The sequence below is a fragment of the Pseudoduganella dura genome (assembly GCF_009727155.1).
Classification (GTDB): domain Bacteria; phylum Pseudomonadota; class Gammaproteobacteria; order Burkholderiales; family Burkholderiaceae_D; genus Rugamonas; species Rugamonas dura.
On record NZ_WNWM01000002.1, the window covers coordinates 1021078 to 1039612 of the forward strand.

General features: G+C 67.0%; 13 protein-coding genes. 3 read left to right on the forward strand and 10 right to left on the reverse strand.

The genetic code is table 11. The features are described 5' to 3' along the window. Nucleotides 1-11 precede the first annotated feature (11 nt). The 9 genes from GJV26_RS04620 to hemC all read right to left on the reverse strand — a co-directional run bounded on the left by GJV26_RS04620 (nucleotide 12) and on the right by hemC (nucleotide 12420). Nucleotides 12-2426 (reverse strand): TonB-dependent receptor, encoded by a 2415-nt coding sequence (locus GJV26_RS04620; protein WP_229419169.1) that lies wholly within the window; start codon nucleotides 2424-2426, stop codon nucleotides 12-14. Between the two features lie 101 nt (nucleotides 2427-2527). Further along, on the reverse strand, nucleotides 2528-3955 hold the full coding sequence (locus GJV26_RS04625) for an aryl-sulfate sulfotransferase (RefSeq protein ID WP_229419170.1): 1428 nt from the start codon (nucleotides 3953-3955) through the stop codon (nucleotides 2528-2530). Between the two features lie 156 nt (nucleotides 3956-4111). Next, on the reverse strand, nucleotides 4112-5257 hold the full coding sequence (locus GJV26_RS04630; RefSeq protein WP_229419540.1) for a HupE/UreJ family protein: 1146 nt from the start codon (nucleotides 5255-5257) through the stop codon (nucleotides 4112-4114). Nucleotides 5258-5261: 4 nt separating this feature from the next. After that, a complete protein-coding gene (locus GJV26_RS04635; RefSeq protein ID WP_173346149.1) occupies nucleotides 5262-7346 on the reverse strand; it encodes a DUF3500 domain-containing protein in 2085 nt (694 codons plus the stop codon). 191 nt (nucleotides 7347-7537) lie between these two features. Next, on the reverse strand, nucleotides 7538-8065 hold the full coding sequence (gene ppa / locus GJV26_RS04640) for an inorganic diphosphatase (RefSeq protein WP_155707805.1): 528 nt from the start codon (nucleotides 8063-8065) through the stop codon (nucleotides 7538-7540). A gap of 164 nt (nucleotides 8066-8229) precedes the next feature. Continuing rightward, complete coding sequence (locus tag GJV26_RS04645) at nucleotides 8230-9426, reverse strand: heme biosynthesis protein HemY (RefSeq protein ID WP_155707806.1); 1197 nt, start codon at nucleotides 9424-9426, stop codon at nucleotides 8230-8232. A 1-nt stretch (nucleotide 9427) separates the two neighbouring features. Next, nucleotides 9428-10591 carry a uroporphyrinogen-III C-methyltransferase gene (locus tag GJV26_RS04650; protein WP_155707807.1) on the reverse strand — a complete coding sequence of 388 codons (1164 nt, stop codon included), beginning with the start codon at nucleotides 10589-10591 and terminating at the stop codon, nucleotides 9428-9430. After that, complete coding sequence (locus GJV26_RS04655; protein WP_155707808.1) at nucleotides 10588-11430, reverse strand: uroporphyrinogen-III synthase; 843 nt, start codon at nucleotides 11428-11430, stop codon at nucleotides 10588-10590. The genes GJV26_RS04650 and GJV26_RS04655 overlap by 4 nt, the downstream gene beginning before the upstream one ends. A gap of 3 nt (nucleotides 11431-11433) precedes the next feature. Continuing rightward, nucleotides 11434-12420, reverse strand: a complete 987-nt coding sequence (gene hemC, locus GJV26_RS04660; RefSeq protein WP_260117440.1) for a hydroxymethylbilane synthase — start codon at nucleotides 12418-12420, stop codon at nucleotides 11434-11436. Nucleotides 12421-12631: 211 nt separating this feature from the next. Between hemC and ppc the strand changes: the two genes are divergently transcribed. Further along, on the forward strand, nucleotides 12632-15478 hold the full coding sequence (ppc, locus tag GJV26_RS04665; protein WP_155707810.1) for a phosphoenolpyruvate carboxylase: 2847 nt from the start codon (nucleotides 12632-12634) through the stop codon (nucleotides 15476-15478). Between the two features lie 101 nt (nucleotides 15479-15579). Here the strand turns inward: ppc and GJV26_RS04670 are convergent, their stop codons facing one another. Then, entirely contained in the window at nucleotides 15580-16125 is a 546-nt protein-coding gene (locus GJV26_RS04670) for a DUF4256 domain-containing protein (RefSeq protein WP_155707811.1), read from the reverse strand. 276 nt (nucleotides 16126-16401) lie between these two features. Between GJV26_RS04670 and GJV26_RS04675 the strand changes: the two genes are divergently transcribed. Further along, nucleotides 16402-17730, forward strand: coding sequence for an alpha/beta fold hydrolase (locus GJV26_RS04675; RefSeq protein WP_155707812.1), 1329 nt, complete (start codon nucleotides 16402-16404; stop codon nucleotides 17728-17730). A 111-nt stretch (nucleotides 17731-17841) separates the two neighbouring features. Then, nucleotides 17842-18399, forward strand: coding sequence for a sugar O-acetyltransferase (locus GJV26_RS04680; RefSeq protein ID WP_155707813.1), 558 nt, complete (start codon nucleotides 17842-17844; stop codon nucleotides 18397-18399). The last annotated feature ends 136 nt before the right edge of the window (nucleotides 18400-18535 follow it).

Below are 18535 nucleotides of genomic sequence, written 5' to 3' on the forward strand. Positions count from 1 at the left end.
TGTTCTCCTCCTTAGAATTCGTAGCGGCCGGTGATGCCGGCGGTGCGCGGGGTGCCGATGACGGCGTTGTAGGAACCGAAACCGCTGTTCCACAGGCTGGTGTAGTAGTGCTTGTCGAAGGCATTCTTCACCCACAGCGAAACGTCCCATGCCGCGCCTTGCGTGCTGCGCACACCCACCGAGAAATTGCTCACGCTGTACGCGGGAATCTTCGCGTACTCGGACGCATCGAGCGTGCCGTACGTGGCGCCGCGGTAGGCGTAGTTCCCGTTGACGTAACCCTGCAGGCCTTCGGCCACGGCACGCGAATACTGCGCGCCCAGGTTGCCGATCCAGCGCGGCGCATTGACCAGCGCGTTGCGGCCGGAAAGGTCGCAGAACACGCCCGTCTTCTCCGGTGCGCACGGCGCGTTCGTGTAGCGCAGGTAGCTCACGTCGTTGAACGAGCCGTTGGCGCGCAGCGTCAGGCCGCGGAACGGCGTGGCGATCGCTTCGAGTTCCAGGCCGCGCGTACGCACGTCGCCGGCGTTGGTCAGATACGAGGTGCGGCTGACCGGGTCGTAGGCATTGCTCTGGTAGCCGTGCACGATCGTCGTGAACAGGTTGCCGTTCAGTTGCAGGCGGTTGTCCAGCAGCGTGCTCTTCACGCCCAGTTCCAGCGCATTCGCGCGCTCGGCGCCCACCAGCATCGAGGCCACGCCGCCGGCACCCGGCACGGCCAGGTTGATGCCGCCGGACTTTTCGCCGTGCGACAGGCTGCCGTACAGCAGCACTGTCGGTTGCAGCCTGTAGCCGGCCGACAGCAGCGCCGTAGGGCTGGCCTGCGTCAGCGTCAGGTCGCCGGAATCGAAGGCGCCGTAGCGGCCGTTGCGGGCAGCCAGGGCCGCGCCGGTCACGGTGGCGCCGCCGGTCGGCGCATTGCGGACCACCCGCGCCCACTTGTCCTCGTAGCTGGCACGCACGCCGGCGGTGAGATCGAGCTTGTCCGTCGCGTGCCAGGTCGACTGGCCGAACAGCGCGTAGCTGTTCACCCGCAGCTCGCCCGGCGCGGTGCTGCTGACGTTGGACCAGGCGCCGGCCGGGTTGCCGTTGTAGATGTCGGCCAGCGGGCCGTTGACGGTGAACGAGTTGTTCGACAGCTCCTGGTAGTAGTAATAGCCGCCGAACACGGATTCCACCGCACCCCCCGTTGGCGTGGACCAGCGCAGCTCCTGCGTGAACTGCTCGTGGTTGGCCGATGCGCCCACGTTCAGCGTGACCGGCACGGGCAGGCCGTCGTCGTTGCGCGGCACGAAGTTCCAGCGGCGCCACGCGGTGATCGACGTCAGCTTCGCATCGTTGGCGAACGTCCAGCTGGCTTCCGCCGACGCGCCGCCCTGGTGCACCGTCACGCTCGAACCGGTGTCCAGGCTGACGGCGCGCTGTGCGGGATCGAGCACCGGCGTGGCGCCCACCAGCGCGGCCTGCGCGATCGCCCGGCCCGATGGGCCGGCGTTGTAGAACACCAGCGTGCCGTTGTTCGAGCTTTCCTCGTTGTAGTCGGCGATCAGGCGCAGCGAGAATTCGCGGCCCGGTTCGTACAGCAGCTGGCCGCGCACGCCCTGGCGGTCGCCGCCCTGCACCTTGTCGCCGTTGTAGCGGTTGGTGATGTAGCCGTCGTCATGCGTCTTGTAGGCGGAGAAGCGGCCGGACAGCGTTTCCGTGATGGGGCCCGACAACACCGCCTTGCCCTGCACGTAGCCGAACTGGCCGGCGGACAGTTCCACGCTGCGTTCCGGCGTGGACGTCGGCTTCTTCGTGGAGATGTTCAGCACGCCGGCGGTGGTGTTCTTGCCGAACAGCGTGCCCTGCGGGCCGCGCAGCAGTTCCAGCTGCTGCACGTCCAGCGCGTCGAAGGCGGCCATGCCGGGGCGGGCCAGGTACACGTTGTCGAGGTAGATGCCCACGCTGCCTTCGAGGCCGTCGCTGGCCGGGTTGTTGCCCAGGCCGCGCACCGCGAAGCTCAGCTGGCGGGCATGCACGTAGTTGATCGTGGTGCTGGGCAGCAGTTGCTGCAGGTCCTGCACGCGGTAGGTGCGAGTGCCTTCGAGCGCGTCCTCGCCGAGCACCGTCATCGGCGTGGGCACGTTCTGCGAGCTTTCCACGCGGCGGCGGGTGGTCACGAGCACGGTCTGCACGGCGCCGACGAACGACTCGGCGGTGGCACCGGTTCCCGCCTGCGCGCCTTCGGCCGCATTGGCTGCCTCGACGGTTCCCGTGGTTCCGGCGTCGGCGCCTGCTTCATTGGCCGACAGGCCCAGCGCGATGCTCGACGGCGCGCCGGCAATGGCGGCCACCAACGGGTTGGCCTGCGCGGCACCGGCATGCCCGGCATAGGCTGCCAGCAGCGCCAGCGTGAGTGCGGTTTGTTTGAATGGCTGGATCAAGATGTTCCCCTCGTTATTGTTGTTCGGGTGTGGCGGCGCCCTGCCTCCCTGGCGGGCGCGCCCGATGCATGTCTGGATGGCGGCGCGAGGCGCCGCCGGCATTACCGCCTCGCGACGGGCGGCGCGGGAACGGGTACGGCCTGCTCGGCGCGCGGCGTGCCTTCCGGCACCCACTCGTACGGCACCGGCTGCGCGCGATACACCCAGTTGGTATCGACCTGCTTGCCGTTGCCGCCCACCGCCGATGCGCCATAGTATGGACTCACGTACTCCCACACGATGTCGCCCTTTTGCGTCACCTGGAAGAAACGGCCGTTCATGCCTTCGTCGATCAGCGTGTTCCCGTTCGGCAGGCGGCGTGCGCTGGAAATGAACGCGCTGTAGAAGCTCCATGCCGGCTGGCGCGAATCCACGGCCGTGTACTGCCACACGATTTCCTTCTTCACCGGGTCGATCTCCAGCACGCGCGAATGCGGGAAGATGCCGGGGCTGACCTTCGGATAGCCGGCCTCGCCCTGGTTGTCGAACACCAGCAGGTTGCCGGCGCCCGGCAGGCCTTCGGGAATGATGTGGGCATCGTGCTGGCCGATGAGCTGGTCCACCGGGCGCGGCACCTTCGTGCCGGCGATGGCCGGAAAGTCCGGGCCCAGCGACCACACCACCTTGCCGGTCTTCCTGTCGATGATCGCGATGAAGTTCGCTTCGCGCGAATCGATGACGATGTTGTCCGGGTGGAATCTATCGTCGCCCGGCTCGCCGTTAATCCCCCTGTGCCACCTGTTCGGGCCGACCACGGCCATGTCGTTGATGTGCAGCCAGTCCACCGCCTGCGCGCCGTATTTCGGCTGCGCGGCCCGCACCAGCTTCAGCGCAGCGGGCGAGAAGCCGAACTCGTCCAGGTGCTCCGAGGCGGTCCATTGCCAGGCGATCCTGCCGTCCGGCGTGACCTCGTAGATCACGTCGTCGAGCAGCGCTTTCGCCGCGAAGCCGGGCACCGCGTGCACCTTGTTGGCCAGCACCAGCGTGTTGCCGTTGGCCAGGCGGCGCCAGTCGTGGTGCTGCTTGGCGGCGCCGCCGGGCGCGCCGGCCGTGTCCACCGAGGCCGACGCATAGGCATCCTGCGAACCTGCGCCCCACTGCCACAGCACGTTGCCGTTCCAGTCCACTTCGCCGATCGACTTGTTGCCCAGGCCATTGCCGGCCGCCTGCACGCCGGGCAGTTGCGCCAGTTGCAGCAACACATTGCCCTTCTTGCCTTTCGTCAGCGCGGGGTCCAGCAGCACGGGCGGAAAGCCCTCGTACGGCCACTGCTTCACCTCGTTGCCGTTCATGTCGATCAGGTGGGTTTTCTTGTCCTGTCCGGTGAACAGCGTATAACCGTTCCACGCGCGGTCCGGTTCGTAGCGCGTGACGCCGGTGGGGTGCACGCTGGGCGCCGCGGCGGCCGAGATGGCCATCATCACCCCAGCCATCGCCATGCAGCCCTCCGTGATGGAGAATGGAATTGCCTGGCGGGGTGCTACGGTCATGAAAAACTCCTTTAGATGAGATCACTACAGATGAGTGACGTGATCATAAGGAGCGGTTATGAAAGCTTCCACGAATACATTTGCATAACGATATGAGGCGGCGCCGCATACCTTTATGCAGTCTATGACCCGATGTGCTTGCCGACCGTTCGCGGGTCAGACCCGCTGCGCCACCCATACCACCGCCATCGCGCCCGCGCAGAGCGCCGCCACGCGCCTTGCGTGCGCGCTCGACGGCGAGCGCGCCAGCAGCACCAGCAGCGGCGCGGCAACGGCCACGATCAGCGCCTGCATCGTTTCGATGCCGAGGTTGAACGCCAGGATGCCGGCCGCGAGCCGCACGCCTGAAAGATCGAGGTCGCGCAGCGAGGCGCCGAACGCCAGGCCGTGCACGAGGCCGAAGCCGGCGGCCACCCACGCTTCGCGGCGCGGGAAGGCGGGCCGCCACGCATGCGCGGCGGAGACGAGGATCGATGCGGCGATGGCCACTTCCACCGGCTGCTCCGGCACGCGCACCGCGCCGATGGCGCCCAGCAGCAGCGTCAGCGAATGGCCCACGGTGAACGCCGTCACGACCTTCAGCAGATTGATGGCGAGATGGCGCGGGCCGCCGTAGCCCTGCCAGCGGCCATCCTTCACCAGCAGCGCGGCGGGCAGCAGCAATGTCAGCAGGAACAGCAGGTGGTCGAAGCCCTCGGCGATGTGCGCCATCCCCAGCTTGAACAGATCCAGGCTGCCGATCCACCAGCGTGGATCGGCGCCACGCACTGCCAGGCTGCGCTGGCCGAAACGCAGCGTGCCGATGATGCGGGCTGGCGCGTCTTCATCCGTGCGCAAGGCCACCACGGTCATGTGGCTCTGCACGTGGTGCGCGATCGCGTCGACCTGCAGCGTGAAACGGTCCAGCGGCGCGCCGGCCGGCGGGCGCAGCGTGACGATCGCCCGCACGTCCGCCGGGCGCTGGTGCAGCAGCCAGCGCACGTTGACGATCCTGACCGTCCATGCGCGGCCGTCCGGCGCTACCGGCCGGATGTGCGCGGCCAGGTACGCGGCAATGCGCTCATCCCCTATCAGCACGTGGTTCGACGGCGTTTCCACCAGCGGCTCGCCGAACGCCAGCGCCAGTTCGTCGAGCGGCAGGGTGATCTCGGCCCTGACATCGGCGGAGGTTACGCCAGAGCTGCCGATGCCGCCGGCACGGCCTTCCAGCAATATCTCGGAATGCGGCGACGGGTGGCCCCACGCCGCCGCCATCGCCAGCGCGAGGCACAGCGCGGCGCCCAGTTGTAAAACCCGCGACATCACGTCAGAAGCTGCCGCCGTAGTCGGCCGTCTTGTCGCGCCAGATCGTGTGGTAGTGCACGTTGGTGCCGTACACCACGCCCTGCTGCACGACAAACTCGATCCACACGCGCGGCCCGTCGATGCGGATATACGAGCGCTGGGCATCGAGCGGTGCCGCCTTCGCGTTCGGCCATGCGCTGAAGTCGGCCTTGCTGCCGTTCTGGCCCACGCCGTAGCCCACATACGTGTCGGCCAGCGCGTCGTCCGACAGGTAGTCACCCAGCAGCGTGGCGGCCACGTCGGCCGCCTGGGTGTTCACCCACGCCTCGATGGCCGCGCGGGTGTATGCCTTCTGCGCGTCGTTCATCGACGAGTATTGCAGGCCGCGCCCGGTGGTCGGGTACACCAGCGATTTGTAGTTGCCGTCGCTGTTCCCGGAGGCGCCCATGATCACGTCGGTGAAGGTGCCGACCAGCCTGGCCGCGGCGGCCGTGGCATCGTCCTGGTAGATCGCCTCGGCCAGGTTGTACACGGCGGCGCGCTGCCTTTCCATCGGCGCATGCGCCGCGCCGGCGGTCGATGCATTGTTGGTTACCGTGACGGTGCCGTCCGCTGCGACCGTCCAGTCGGGCGGTTCGACGCCGATGAACGTCGGCGTGGCGTTGACCTTGCTGCCGTTGTAGGTGATGTTGTAGGCCAGGTGGTGGCCGGCCACCTGCAGGATCCACGGCGACGCGGCCGATGGCGTGCCGACGAACGCGATCGAATACAGGTCGCTGCCGTAGCCCAGGGCGGCCACGCCGGTGCCCCCCATGCCGCCGGCGCCGGCGGGTGGCGTACCCGTGCCGTCGGCCGGGAATGCGCCGGCCGCGCCGGTGCCTGGTACTGTGCCGGTGCCATCGGTTGGCATGGAACCGGTGGGTGGCGTGCCATTGCCGCCTCCCATGCCGGTGCCGGTGCCCGTTGCCTGCGCGCCGGCCAGCACCTGGTCGGCCGCGCGCAGTTCGCCCAGCAGCGTGAGCCCGGTGGCGCTCAGCGCCTTCGAGATCACGGCATTGGCCGCTGCCAGCTGGGCGGCGTCCAGCGTGGCCGTGTTCAGGCGCAGGCCGTGACGGCTGCCCGGCAGGTTGGTCCACTGGTTCGCGTTGGCCAGCGCGTAGTCGAACAGCACGGTGGTCGACGAGGTGGCGTCAAGGGCCACCGCCTTCTGCTCCGCCGACAGGGTGGCGAGGAAGGCGTTGGCCGCGGCGACCACGCTGGCCGTATTGGTGCCGGCACTGAGCACGTTGACCGCCAGCGCCACGCCGGCGCTGGTGGCGGTGCCCGCCGTGTTCGTGACCACGACCTTGTACGTGCCCGCGCTGTTGGCATTGGCGGTGGTGATCGTATACGTGCGGCCGGTGGCGCCGGCGATCGGCGTATCGTTGCGGTACCACTGGTACGCGACGCTGACGCCGTTGACGACCACGGAGAACGCCACGCCGGTGCCGGCATTGACTGTTTGCGCCAGCGGCTGGGTGGTGATGACGGGCGCCGTCACGTCCGGCGACACGGCGATCACGGCGGCGGTGCTCGTCGCCGCCCCGGCCGCGTTGGTGACCGTGACGCTGTAGCTGCCCGCGGCGGACGCGGAATACGTGGCCGCCGTGGCGCCGTCCATGGCGACGCCGTCCTTGTACCACTGGTACGCGAGAGCGTCGCCGTCCGCCGCAACGGTCAGTGCCTGGCTGGTGCCGGTGAGGATCGTGGCCGACGACGGCTGCGCGGTGATGACCGGCGCCGTGGTCAGCGCGATGGTGGCGTTGGCGCTGGTGATGGAGCCGTCGTCGGCGCTCACCACCACGTAATAGGCACCTGCCTCGGTGGCCGTGTAGATGGCGGATGTGGCGCCGGCGATCGCCGTGCCGTCCCGGTACCACTGGTAAGCGAGGCCCGTGCCGCTGGCAACGACCGAGAGCACGCTGTTTGAACCGGAGATGATCGTGGCCGACGCCGGCTGGGTGACGATGGCGGGGCCGGTTTCGGCATCCGGAGAGCTGCTGCCGCAGCCCGACAGTAACAGCGTCAGCGACGTGGCGATGACGGCCGCCCGGGTGGAAAAATGCATTGCGCGTGCTCCATGGTTGTTCGAGTACGCGGCACTGTAGCGAAGGCGATCGCCGGCGGGAGCGGTTTTGCGGGGGTTTTGCCGTGTTTTACGCGGCTTTACAAGTGTGGCTGATTTATGACTCTTGCTAAAAAACGAAAAGCAGCCTGGGGCTGCTTTTCGGAGGAACTGCGGGCTGCTTGCAACGGGCATCAGCCCTTGTAGGCTGCCACGCCGTTGACGATTTCCTGCTTGGCGGCTTCCGGGCCTTCCCAGCCGTCGACCTTGACCCACTTGCCCGGCTCCAGGTCCTTGTAGTGTTCGAAGAAGTGCTGGATCTGCTGCAGGCGCAGGTCCTGCAGGTCTTCCGGCTTTTGCCAGTGCTTGTAGATCGGTAGCACCTTGTCGATCGGCACGGCCAGCACCTTCGCATCTTGGCCGGCTTCGTCCGTCATCTTCAGCACGCCGATCGCGCGGCAGCGCACGACCACGCCAGGGAACAGCGGGAACGGGGTGATGACGAGCACGTCGACCGGGTCGCCGTCCGGGGACAGCGTGTTCGGCACATAGCCGTAGTTGCACGGGTAGTGCATCGCGGTGCCCATGAAGCGGTCGACGAAGATCGCGCCCGATTCCTTGTCCACTTCATACTTGATCGGGTCGGCGTTCATCGGGATCTCGATGATCACGTTGAAGTCGTTCGGCACGTCGCGGCCGGCGGATACTTTATTCAGACTCATGTTTTTCCTCGGTAATACAGCTTTGTCAAATGGTAATCCGCGCAATTATAGCCAAATGCAAGGAGATTGTGCGCTGCAGAAAAACCGGGGACGTACCCCTGTTTCCAGAAAATTTCTTGAAAACAGGGGTACGTCCCCAGTTTGTTTCATGGGCAAGACTAGAATTATAGAATCGTCGCCAGCGCGCATTGTCGGTAATGACTGGCCGCTTCCTCGGGCTGCTGCAGCGCTTCGTGCAGCTGGGCCAGCTTCAGGTGTGCTTCGCGTACCATCGGCGGGTCGGTGGCGTCGGACAGTGCCTGCTCCAGGTAGCGCTGGGCCTTGCCCCACAGTTTCTGCTTCAGGCACAGCGAGCCCAGCGTGAGCGCCAGTTCGGCGTCGTTCGGGCGTTCCGCCAGCCAGCCTTCGCAATGCTCGATCTGTGCCAGCAGCGCGGCCGAGCCGGCCGGCGAAGCGGCGTCGCGGTAGGACCGCACCACCCGCTCGTCCCAGTTGGCTTTCAGCGATTCCTCGGCGACCTGGCGCGCTTCGTCGTGCAGGCCGCGCGCGTTCAGCGCGGTGGCGGCGCGGCATGCCACGTAGGGCTTGACGCGGTCGACGGACGGGATCGTGCTCCACACCCGCATGATCGACTCGGCGTCGTGCGCCTTGTTGGTCAGCAGGTCTTCGTAAGCCAGTTCGCGCAGCCGCGCCGACAACGCCGGGTGCAGCGCGCGGTGCTTGTCCAGCGAGCGCACCAGGCGCAGCACTTCCGGCCAGTTCTTGGCCTGCTGCTCGGCCTTCAGCGACCATTGCAGCGCGTGGATGTGCCGCGTGCCGCTGGCGTTCAGTTCGCGCACGGCGGCCAGCGCCGCTTCCGGCTGGTGGTCGTCCACCAGCAGTTCGGTCATCGTCATCAGGCGCGCGGTCTTCATCGTGGCGTCGTCGGCGATGCGGGCCAGCCACTGGTCGCGGCGCGCGTGCTGGCGCATGCGGTGCGCGGCGCGGGCACCGATCAGCGCGGCCACGCCGGCATTCTCCGGCAGCTCGGCGGCGCGCAGGGCCGCCTTTTCGGCATGGCCGAAGCGCCCTTCGAACAGCGCCTTCAGCGCATCGCGCAGGCCCTTGTTGCCGTCGCGTTCGCGCTTGCGCTGGCGGTATTCGGCCACGCGCGCCGGCATGCGCGTGGTGGCGCGAAAGGCGCGCACCAGCGCATACAGCAGCATGAACAGGAGGATCTGCAGCACGACGAAGAAGTTCAGCGACAGGTCCATCCGGTATGGCGGATAGAACAGCACCACGTTGCCCGGGTTGTAGCGGGCGGTCACGGCGATGCCGATGGCGGCGGCCATCAGCGCTAATAACCAGAGGAATACACGCATGTCAGGGCTTTGCCTTGTAGTTGCGCACGGCGTTCAGACTGTCCGAAAGCGTGGGCATCTCGATCGCCAGGTTGCTGCCCTGGACCTGGCGCAGCAGCGTCTGCACCGTTTGCGTCTGCCGGGCGCGCGTGTCGAAATGACGCACCAGCGTTTCCTGTGCGGCCAGCAGGTCGGAACGGAACGCGCCCTCGTTGCGCGACAACAGCGCCATGCGGGCGTTCAGCAGGCGCAGCTTGAGGTTCTCGCGCAGGAAGTAGGCATGCTCGGGGGCCAGCATCATCGATTCGGGATTGTCCACGGTGCGTACGCGCACCAGCTGGCGCACGTCCGTCCACATCTCGCTGGTCCAGCCGTTCCACACCGCCTGCACGCGCGTCACCCAGGTATCCTGCGGCACCACCGGCTCCATCTGCGGCGCCCGGCTCTCCTGCAGGCGCGCGGCCTTGCTCCCGGCCGCCGGCGGATTCAGTGTCGCATCGGCCAGCATCGGCAGCGAGTCCACCTGGGCGATCACGTTATCGAGGCGCACCGCCAGGCCCACCGAATCCACGCTCGGCAGCGCCTTGAGCTTCTCGGTATCGCGCGCGATCGCGCGGCGGATCGTGATGAACTGCGGCGTATCGGAACGGGACAGGCTGCGGTCCGCGTTCTGCAGCGCGATCAGCGCGCCGGGCACGTTGCCGGCCAGTTGCAGCTGCTGGCTCGCCGTCGACAGCACCTGTTCGATCTCGGCCAGCGCCCAGTCGTCGCGGTTGCGCGACATGTCGTTGTACAGCTGTTCGAGGGCAAGCTGCTGGGCCTGCGCCTCCTGCTGCCGGTTTTCCAGCACGCCCACCTTCACCTGCAGGTCGCGGGTCGCTTCCTGCACCGTCTTCGCCAGCCCGTTCGATTCCGCATTGAGCGCATCGCCCTTCTGCAGGCGCAGCGCCGTTTCGGCGCGCACCTTGCGCATCTGCGTGTGCGTGTTGACGGCCTGCGCGGCCAGCAGCACGGCCAGCGCCACGACGGCGATCGACAGCGTGCGGTTCGAGAAACCGCCATGGGGCGCCGATGGCGGCGCGGCCGGCGGCGGGCCGGCCGGTGCGGTCGGAACAGCCGCGCCGGCCTGGGGAGCGGCGCCGCCTTGCGGCGCGGCCGGGTCTGGTAAGGTAGGCAATTCGTTCATGGCCGTGATTGTAACGCGGCGAGCAGGCGCTCGTCGCCGGATCCTGTGAGCGTAATCCGGGTCAAACCCAGCAGCCGCGCCGTTTCGGCAATCCGGGCGTGCGGCACGATCAGATGCTGTTGTTGCATTTTTGCCACAGCGTCATCGCCGCTTATCCCATCCGTCCCGCCGCAGCCCAGTTCCTCCAGCAGTACGAACAGGCCGCGCAGCGCTTCCGAGCTGGTGACGATCCAGTCGTTCGGTCCGGCCAGCAGCGCCCGCAGCCTGGCCGCGAACGCCGGCGTCAATGCCGGCACGCTGCGGCGGTAGGCGGGAATCGCCGTCACGCGGGCGCCGGCGGCGCGCAGGCTGTCGCCCATCAGTTCGCGGCCCGATTCGCCGCGCACGATCAGCACCTCCCTGCCGTTCAGCGCGGGCAAGTCGAGCGCGGCCATCAGGTGTTCGGAATCGCTGTGCGCGGGGTCGAGCGGGCTGACGATATGGGCCGTGGCCGGCGTGATGCCGTGCGCCGCCAGCGCAGCGCGGCTGCCCTCGCCCACCACGGCCAGCGTGACGTCCGGCGGCCAGGTATCGGGAAACTGCGCGGGAAACTGCGCGGGCAACTGCGCGCGCAACGACGCGATCTGCGCGAACGCCGCATCGATCGCGTTCGGCGACACGAACGCCACCAGCGCGAATTCGTGCAGCCGCGCCAGCACGGCGCGCAGCGGGCCAGCATCCGGCAGCGGCGCGATGTCGAGCAGCGGCAGCACTTCGGCACGCCGCCCCAGCGCGGTCACGCGTTCGGCCAGCGGCAAGGCCTGCGCGAGCGGACGGGTGATGACGACGGCGCCGGCCATCCGTCAGGCGCCGTTGCCGTCCGCCTCGGCGAGGCAGGAAGCAAGGATCGCCACGGCATCCTGCTCGCGCAGTTTGGTGGCGACCTGGTCGCCCAGCTGGGCCGCATCGGTGGCCGGCCCGTGCACCTCGGCACTGGCGACGCGCTTGCCGTCCGGCGTGGCGACCATCGCGCGCAGGTGCATCTGGCCGCCTTCGATGGTGGCGTGCGCGGCCAGCGGCACCTGGCAGCTGCCGCCGAACACCTTCGACACGCGGCGCTCGGCCGTGACGGCCTGCGACGTGGGCACATGGTTCAGCGGCGCCAGCAGTTCCACCAGGTCCACGCCATCGGTGCGGGCGGCGATCTCGATCGCCATCGCGCCCTGCCCCGCGGCCGGCAGGCTGTCGTCCGGATCGAGCACGGCGCGGATGCGCTGCGGCATGCCCAGCCGCTTCAGGCCCGCCGCGGCCAGGATGATGGCCGCGTAGTCGCCGCGGTCCAGCTTGCCAAGGCGGGTGTCGAGGTTGCCGCGCAGCGGTTTTATCACGAGGTGGGGATAGCGCGCCGCGATCAGCGACTGGCGGCGCAGGCTGCTGGTGCCGACCACGGCGCCGGCCGGCAGCTCGGCCAGGGAAGCGTAATCGTTGGAGACGAACGCGTCGCGCGGGTCTTCGCGCTCGAGCACGGCCGCCAGCGCGAAGCCTTCCGGCAGCTCCATCGGCACATCCTTGAGCGAGTGCACGGCCAGGTCGGCGCGGCCCTCGGCCATCGCCACCTCGAGTTCCTTGACGAACAGGCCCTTGCCGCCCACTTTCGACAGCGTACGGTCGAGAATCTGGTCGCCGCGGGTCGTCATGCCGAGGATTTCGACGGAACACTGCGGATATAATAATGCCAAGCGTGCGCGCACATGCTCGGCCTGCCACATGGCGAGCCGGCTTTCGCGCGAAGCGATCACCAGCCTGGAGGGAACCTGCTTGCTCGATGCGCCGGTCGATTCGGGCTGCACTGTTTCAGACGTATTAAAAGCTGATGTATTCAAAGCTGCTTCTTTCCTGTACTTTTCGCTGTATTTTCGCTGCTGCTTACGCTTACAGGCGTGCATCAGTTACCTGCGCGTGGTCCGGAGACCACAAATTCTAGCACGCGCATTCCTTGCAGCCGTGGCCACGAGCCCAATGCACCGAACCTCAACTTTGCCACTTCGTAGCGATCAATCCATGGTTAATCAAGTAAGTGCGACAGATAATGAACAACTCAGCGAACAAGGCGCCGCCGACAAGGACGCGCCGCTGAAAGAAGACATCCGCCTGCTCGGCCGCCTGCTCGGCGACGTGCTGCGCGAACAGGAAGGCGAGGAAGTCTTCGCCGTGGTGGAAACCATCCGCCAGACCGCCGTGCGCTTCCGCCGCGAAGCCGACGCCGGCGCCGCCAAGGAACTGGACGGCATGCTGAAGATCCTGACGAAGGAGCAGACCATCTCGGTGGTGCGTGCCTTCTCCTACTTCTCGCACCTGGCCAACATCGCGGAAGACCAGCACCACATCCGCCGCCGCCGGGCCCACCTGCTGGCGGGCTCGCAGCCGCGGCGCGGCAGTACCCGCTTCGCGCTGGCCAAGCTGAAGGAAGCCGGCGTCGACCAGCAAACCGTGCAGGACTTCTTCCAGGAAGCGCTGATCGCACCGGTACTGACCGCCCACCCGACCGAGGTGCAGCGCAAGTCGATCCTGGATGCGGAGCACGACATCGCCCGCCTGCTGGCCGAGCGCGACCTGCCGCTGACGCCGCGCGAAAGCGCCGCCAACCTGCACATGCTGCGCGTGCGCATCGCCACGCTGTGGCAGACCCGCATGCTGCGCTACACGAAACTGACGGTGGCGGACGAGATCGAGAACGCGCTGTCGTACTACCGCATCACGTTCCTGCGCGAAGTGCCGGGCCTGTATGACGATATCGAAGCCGATATCGCCGAGCAGTACGGCATCGACGGTGCCGACACGGCGGCGCCGCGCATCGACGCACCCTATCTGCAGATGGGCAGCTGGATCGGCGGCGACCGCGACGGCAACCCGAACGTCAACGCCGGCACGATGCAGCACGCGCTGGAGCGCCAGGCCACGACCATCCTCGACTTCTACCTCGACGAGGCGCACGCGCTGGGCGCCGACCTGTCCATCTCCACGCTGATGATCGCGTGCAGCCCGGCGCTGCAGGCGCTGGCCGACGCGTCGCCGGACCAGTCCGACCACCGCGCCGACGAGCCATACCGCCGCGCGCTGATCGGCATCTATGCGCGCCTGGCCAGCACGGCGCGCACGCTCGGCGCCACCAACATCCTGCGCAAGGAAGTCGGCCACGGCGAGCCGTACGCCGAGGCGACCGAATTCTCGGCCGACCTGCAGGTGCTGATCGATTCGCTGGAAGCGAACCACGGCGGCATGCTGGCGCGCCCGCGCCTGACCACGCTGAAACGCGCGGCCGACATCTTCGGCTTCCACCTGGCATCGCTGGACATGCGCCAGAGCTCGGACGTGCACGAGCGCGTGCTGACCGAACTGTTCGCCCGCGCCGGTGCCCAGCCGGACTACTCCGCGCTGGACGAGGATGCGAAAGTGGCGCTGCTGCTGGCCGAGCTGGCCCAGCCGCGCCTGCTATATTCGCCCTACATCGACTACACGGACGAAACGCAGACCGAACTGTCGATCTTCCGCGCCGCCTGCGAGATCCGCCGCCGCTACGGCGAGCGGGCCATCAGCAACTACATCATCTCGCACACGGAAACCGTGTCCGACCTGCTGGAAGTGCTGGTGCTGCAACAGGAAACCGGTTTGCTGCGCACCAATGCCGCCGGCGAGACCACGGCGGACCTGATGGTGATCCCGCTGTTCGAAACGATTCCCGACCTGCAGCGCGCCGCCGGCATCATGGACGCGGTGATGGCCCTGCCGCTGGTGAAGCAGCTGATCGCCCAGCGCGGCCAGATCCAGGAAGTGATGCTGGGTTACTCGGATTCGAACAAGGATGGCGGCTTCCTCACGTCGAACTGGGAACTGTACAAGGCCGAGATCGCGCTGATCGACGTGTTCGGCAAGGCCGGCGTGAAGCTGCGCCTGTTCCATGGCCGCGGCGGCACCGTGGGCCGCGGCGGCGGCCCGAGCTACGAGGCGATCCTGGCGCAGCCGAAAGGCACCGTCAACGGCCAGATCCGCCTGACGGAACAGGGCGAGATCATCGCATCGAAATTCTCGAACGCCGAGATCGGCCGCCGCAACCTGGAGCGCCTGGTGGCCGCCACGCTGGAGGCCAGCCTGATGCCGCCGGCAGCGCACCCGGAGCACGGCGAACAGCTGGCCGGCTTCGAGGCAGTGATGTCGGACCTGTCCGAACGGGCCTACAAGGCCTACCGCAACCTCGTGTACGAAACGCCGGGCTTCACCGACTACTTCTTTGCCGCCACGCCGATCGCCGAGATCGCGGAGCTGAACATCGGTTCGCGCCCCGCCTCGCGCAAGTCGACCAAGCGCATCGAAGACCTGCGGGCCATTCCATGGGGCTTCTCGTGGGGCCAGTGCCGGCTGCTGCTGCCGGGCTGGTACGGCTTCGGCAGCGCCGTCGCCGGCTGGGTTGCCGACGGCGACCGCGACGAGCGCATCGGGCAACTGCGCGACATGGCCGCGCACTGGCCGTTCTTCGCCACGCTGCTGTCGAACATGGACATGGTGTTCGCCAAGACCGACCTGGCGATCGCTTCGCGCTATGCCGAGCTGGTGGCGGACAAGGAACTGCGCGAGCGCATCTTCAAGCGCATCGGCGACGAGTACCGGCAAACGCTCGAGGTGCTGGAAACCATCACCGGCGTGACCGAACGCCTGGCCGGCAATCCGCTGCTGGCGCGCTCGATCCAGAACCGCTTCCCCTACCTCGATCCGCTGAACCACCTGCAGGTGGAGCTGATCAAGCGGCGCCGCGCGCTGGCTGCCGATGCGGACAACACCGATCCCCGCGTGAACCGGGGGATTCACCTGTCGATCAACGGCGTGGCCGCGGGGCTGCGCAACACGGGCTGATTTTTACCCGGCCTGCAAGAGCGGACCTGCGGGTCCGCTTTTTTTTCGCGCCTGCGGGTTCAGCCGACATAGCAGCCGATATTGCAGCCGGTATCAGATACTCAGATTCTCACCGAACCGCGGAATCCCCGTGCGGCGTAATAGGACTCGGCGCCATTGTGGTAGACGAACACTCGGCCATAGCGCCTGTCGCAGAACAGGGCGCCGCCGAGTTCCCTGATGCCGGGCGGTGTCGCTATCCAGCTCGACGTCTTCGCATCGAACTCGCCGAACTGCTGCAATGCACGGTAATCCTCCTCCGTCAGCAACGCGATGCCCATCGCCGCGGCCATGTCGACGGCGCTGTCCTGCGGCTTGTTCAATTTGCGGGACGCCAGCGCCTGCGCGTCGTAGCACAGGCTCCTGCGCCCTGTCGGGCTTTCGGCGGCGCAATCGTAGAAACGGCAGGCGCCATCGTCGTCCGCGCTCCCGACGACATCGGGCTCGCCGCCGGTCCTTTCCATTTCATGCAGGGCTTTCAGACTGTCCGGTCTGGCGAGCAGGCGTCCGTGGACGTCCCTCCAGTCGACGCCCGGGTGCCTGCGCATGTTCTGCGTGAAGCGCTTTTCCAAGGTGGCGACGAGGGCTTGGCATTGTGCCGTGTTCATGTCGCATGCTCCTTTCGGCCGAATCGGATTCTTTCAGCCCATATTAGCCCGAATTGGAGCACGCTGGAACTGCGCGCCTGGACATGACCCGGACTGCGCGCGGCAGCGAAGCATCCCTGGCACGGCCGGCGCCCGGCCGCGCATGGTGCGGTTGCATCATTTCCTTTTTTCCCCGTCGTGCTATCGCGTCGTGCTGTCCGGTCGTGCTATCTTTATCCGGCGTTATCCTGCTACGGGAGCGGCACCCTGATAGCTACTAAACGAACGGGGAACAACATGTTGCTGACCAGGCGCGTCATTCCACTGTTTTTGCTGACTCTCACGATCGGTCTTGCAGGCTGCGGCGGCACCGGCGACCGGGGCCCACAGGGCGTGGCCGGCGCCCCCGGCGTCAACGCCGACGCCATCGCCACCATCGGCGAGGGCGCCATCATCATCGACGGCGCGGCCGCCGGCGATCCGAAGGAAAGCATTTATGTCCGCAAGGCCGGCCATGGCCCGAAGACCATCGTCCTCATACCCGGCAATAACACTTCGGGCGCCGCATTCGACGGCATGATGGGCTTTTTCCGTTCAGTCGATGCGCTCAATGACGCCTATACCGTCTATGCCTTCGACTACCGCGGCAGCGGCAAGTCGAGCTACAACAGGAAGATCACGTCGCTCAGGGATTTCGCCGTCGATTTCGAAAAGGTGATGAACAGGATCGACGGCTTCCCGACCTCCGGCGTCACGCTGGTCGGCTACTCGATGGGTTTCGGCGCCGCGCTGGAGATGGTCATTGCAAATCCCGGGCGGTACGCCAATGTCGTCAGCCTGGCGGGGATCGGCACGCGCGGCGTCCGTGTCGGCTTCAATGCGGGCCAGGCCGGCACCGATACGGCCGGCCATTCATGGGCCGATGGCGACTGGGTCACCGTCGCAAACGATGCCGCCGGCCTCGCGGGCACCGGGTTCCAGCAGCGTTCGTGGCAGGGCGACCAGCGCACCTACGCCAACGTGCAGGCCACGTGGGACGCGGTGGTCTACAACGATATCCTGAAATACGACATCGGCAAGGCCTTCACCCCCGCAGCCGTCACCGACCCCACGTTCCGCGCTTCGCCGAACTACAGCGGTTCGCTGCTCGACGGCTTCACTATCCAGTACATGCCGGAATCGCTGTACTACTCGCATAAATTCAATGTCTCTCCCGTCAACGTGGTCAAGCCCGCACCGAATGCCGACGGCAGCGTGGTCACCATCCCGGGCGACGGCCGCCTGGGCGCGCTGTTCAATGGCAAGCGTGCGATGCTGGTGAAGGCCACCACCGATTTTGCCGCATGGCGCGGCGACCAGGTCATCTACGACAACTACACGGCCACCTCGAAATACGACCTCAAGCGCGCAGGCGCCAACGTGACCGCCGTGATGATCAATCCGAACCAGGGATTCGACCACGGCTTTCCGGTTGCGCAGCCTTTGGCAACGGTACGGCTGATCGACACCTTCATCAAGGGCGATATTTCGGCGCCCGGCGCGGCCAGCGCGCTGGGCGGCGTCGGCATCGCCCTGTATCCCAATGCGGAAACGGCCTGGGAAAGCGACATCTTCACCGGCTTCTGACGCATATTCGCCGCGCAGCGCCGACGGGCGGCAACGACGCTACACTTCACGGTCACGCTGCCGGGGCAATCCCGGCAGTTTCCACAACCCCGGATACCGAAAGAAAACCCGATGCCCACCACCCAAAAACAGAAAATGCTCGCCGGCGAGCTGTACACCGCGGCCGATGCCGAACTGCAGGCCGACCTGGCCGCGGCGCGCGACTGGATGGATGAATACAACTTCACGCGCGGGCTCGGCCCGGCCGAACTGAACGCGTTGCTGAAAAAGCGCCTCGGCGCCGTCGGCGAAGAGTCGTTCATCCGCCCGCCGTTCCACGTCGATTACGGCTTCAACATCCGCCTGGGCCGCGGCGTATTCCTGAACTTCAACTGCGTGATCCTGGACGTCGTGCAGGTCGATATCGGCGACGGCACACAGATCGGCCCCGGCGTGCAGATCCTCACGGCGGACCATCCCCGCGACCCGGAAGTGCGCGCGCAAGGCCTCGAATTCGGCCGCCCGATCAGCATCGGCAAGAACGTGTGGATCGGTGCCGGCGCGCTGATCATGCCAGGAGTGACGATCGGCGACGGTGCGCTGGTCGGCGCCGGCAGCGTGGTCACCCGCGACGTGCCGGCCGGCATGACGGTAGTGGGCAATCCGGCGCGGCCGCGGCCCGCGAAGTAAGCGCAAGGAGCCGGCGCCAGCGCCGCTCATTGCCGGGTTTCGTGCAACCTGGAACCGTAAAACGACGTTTCGTCGCAATTGCCGGCGACGCCGCCGGTGGCGCATCTAGAATCGCATCACCACATAACACTAAAAA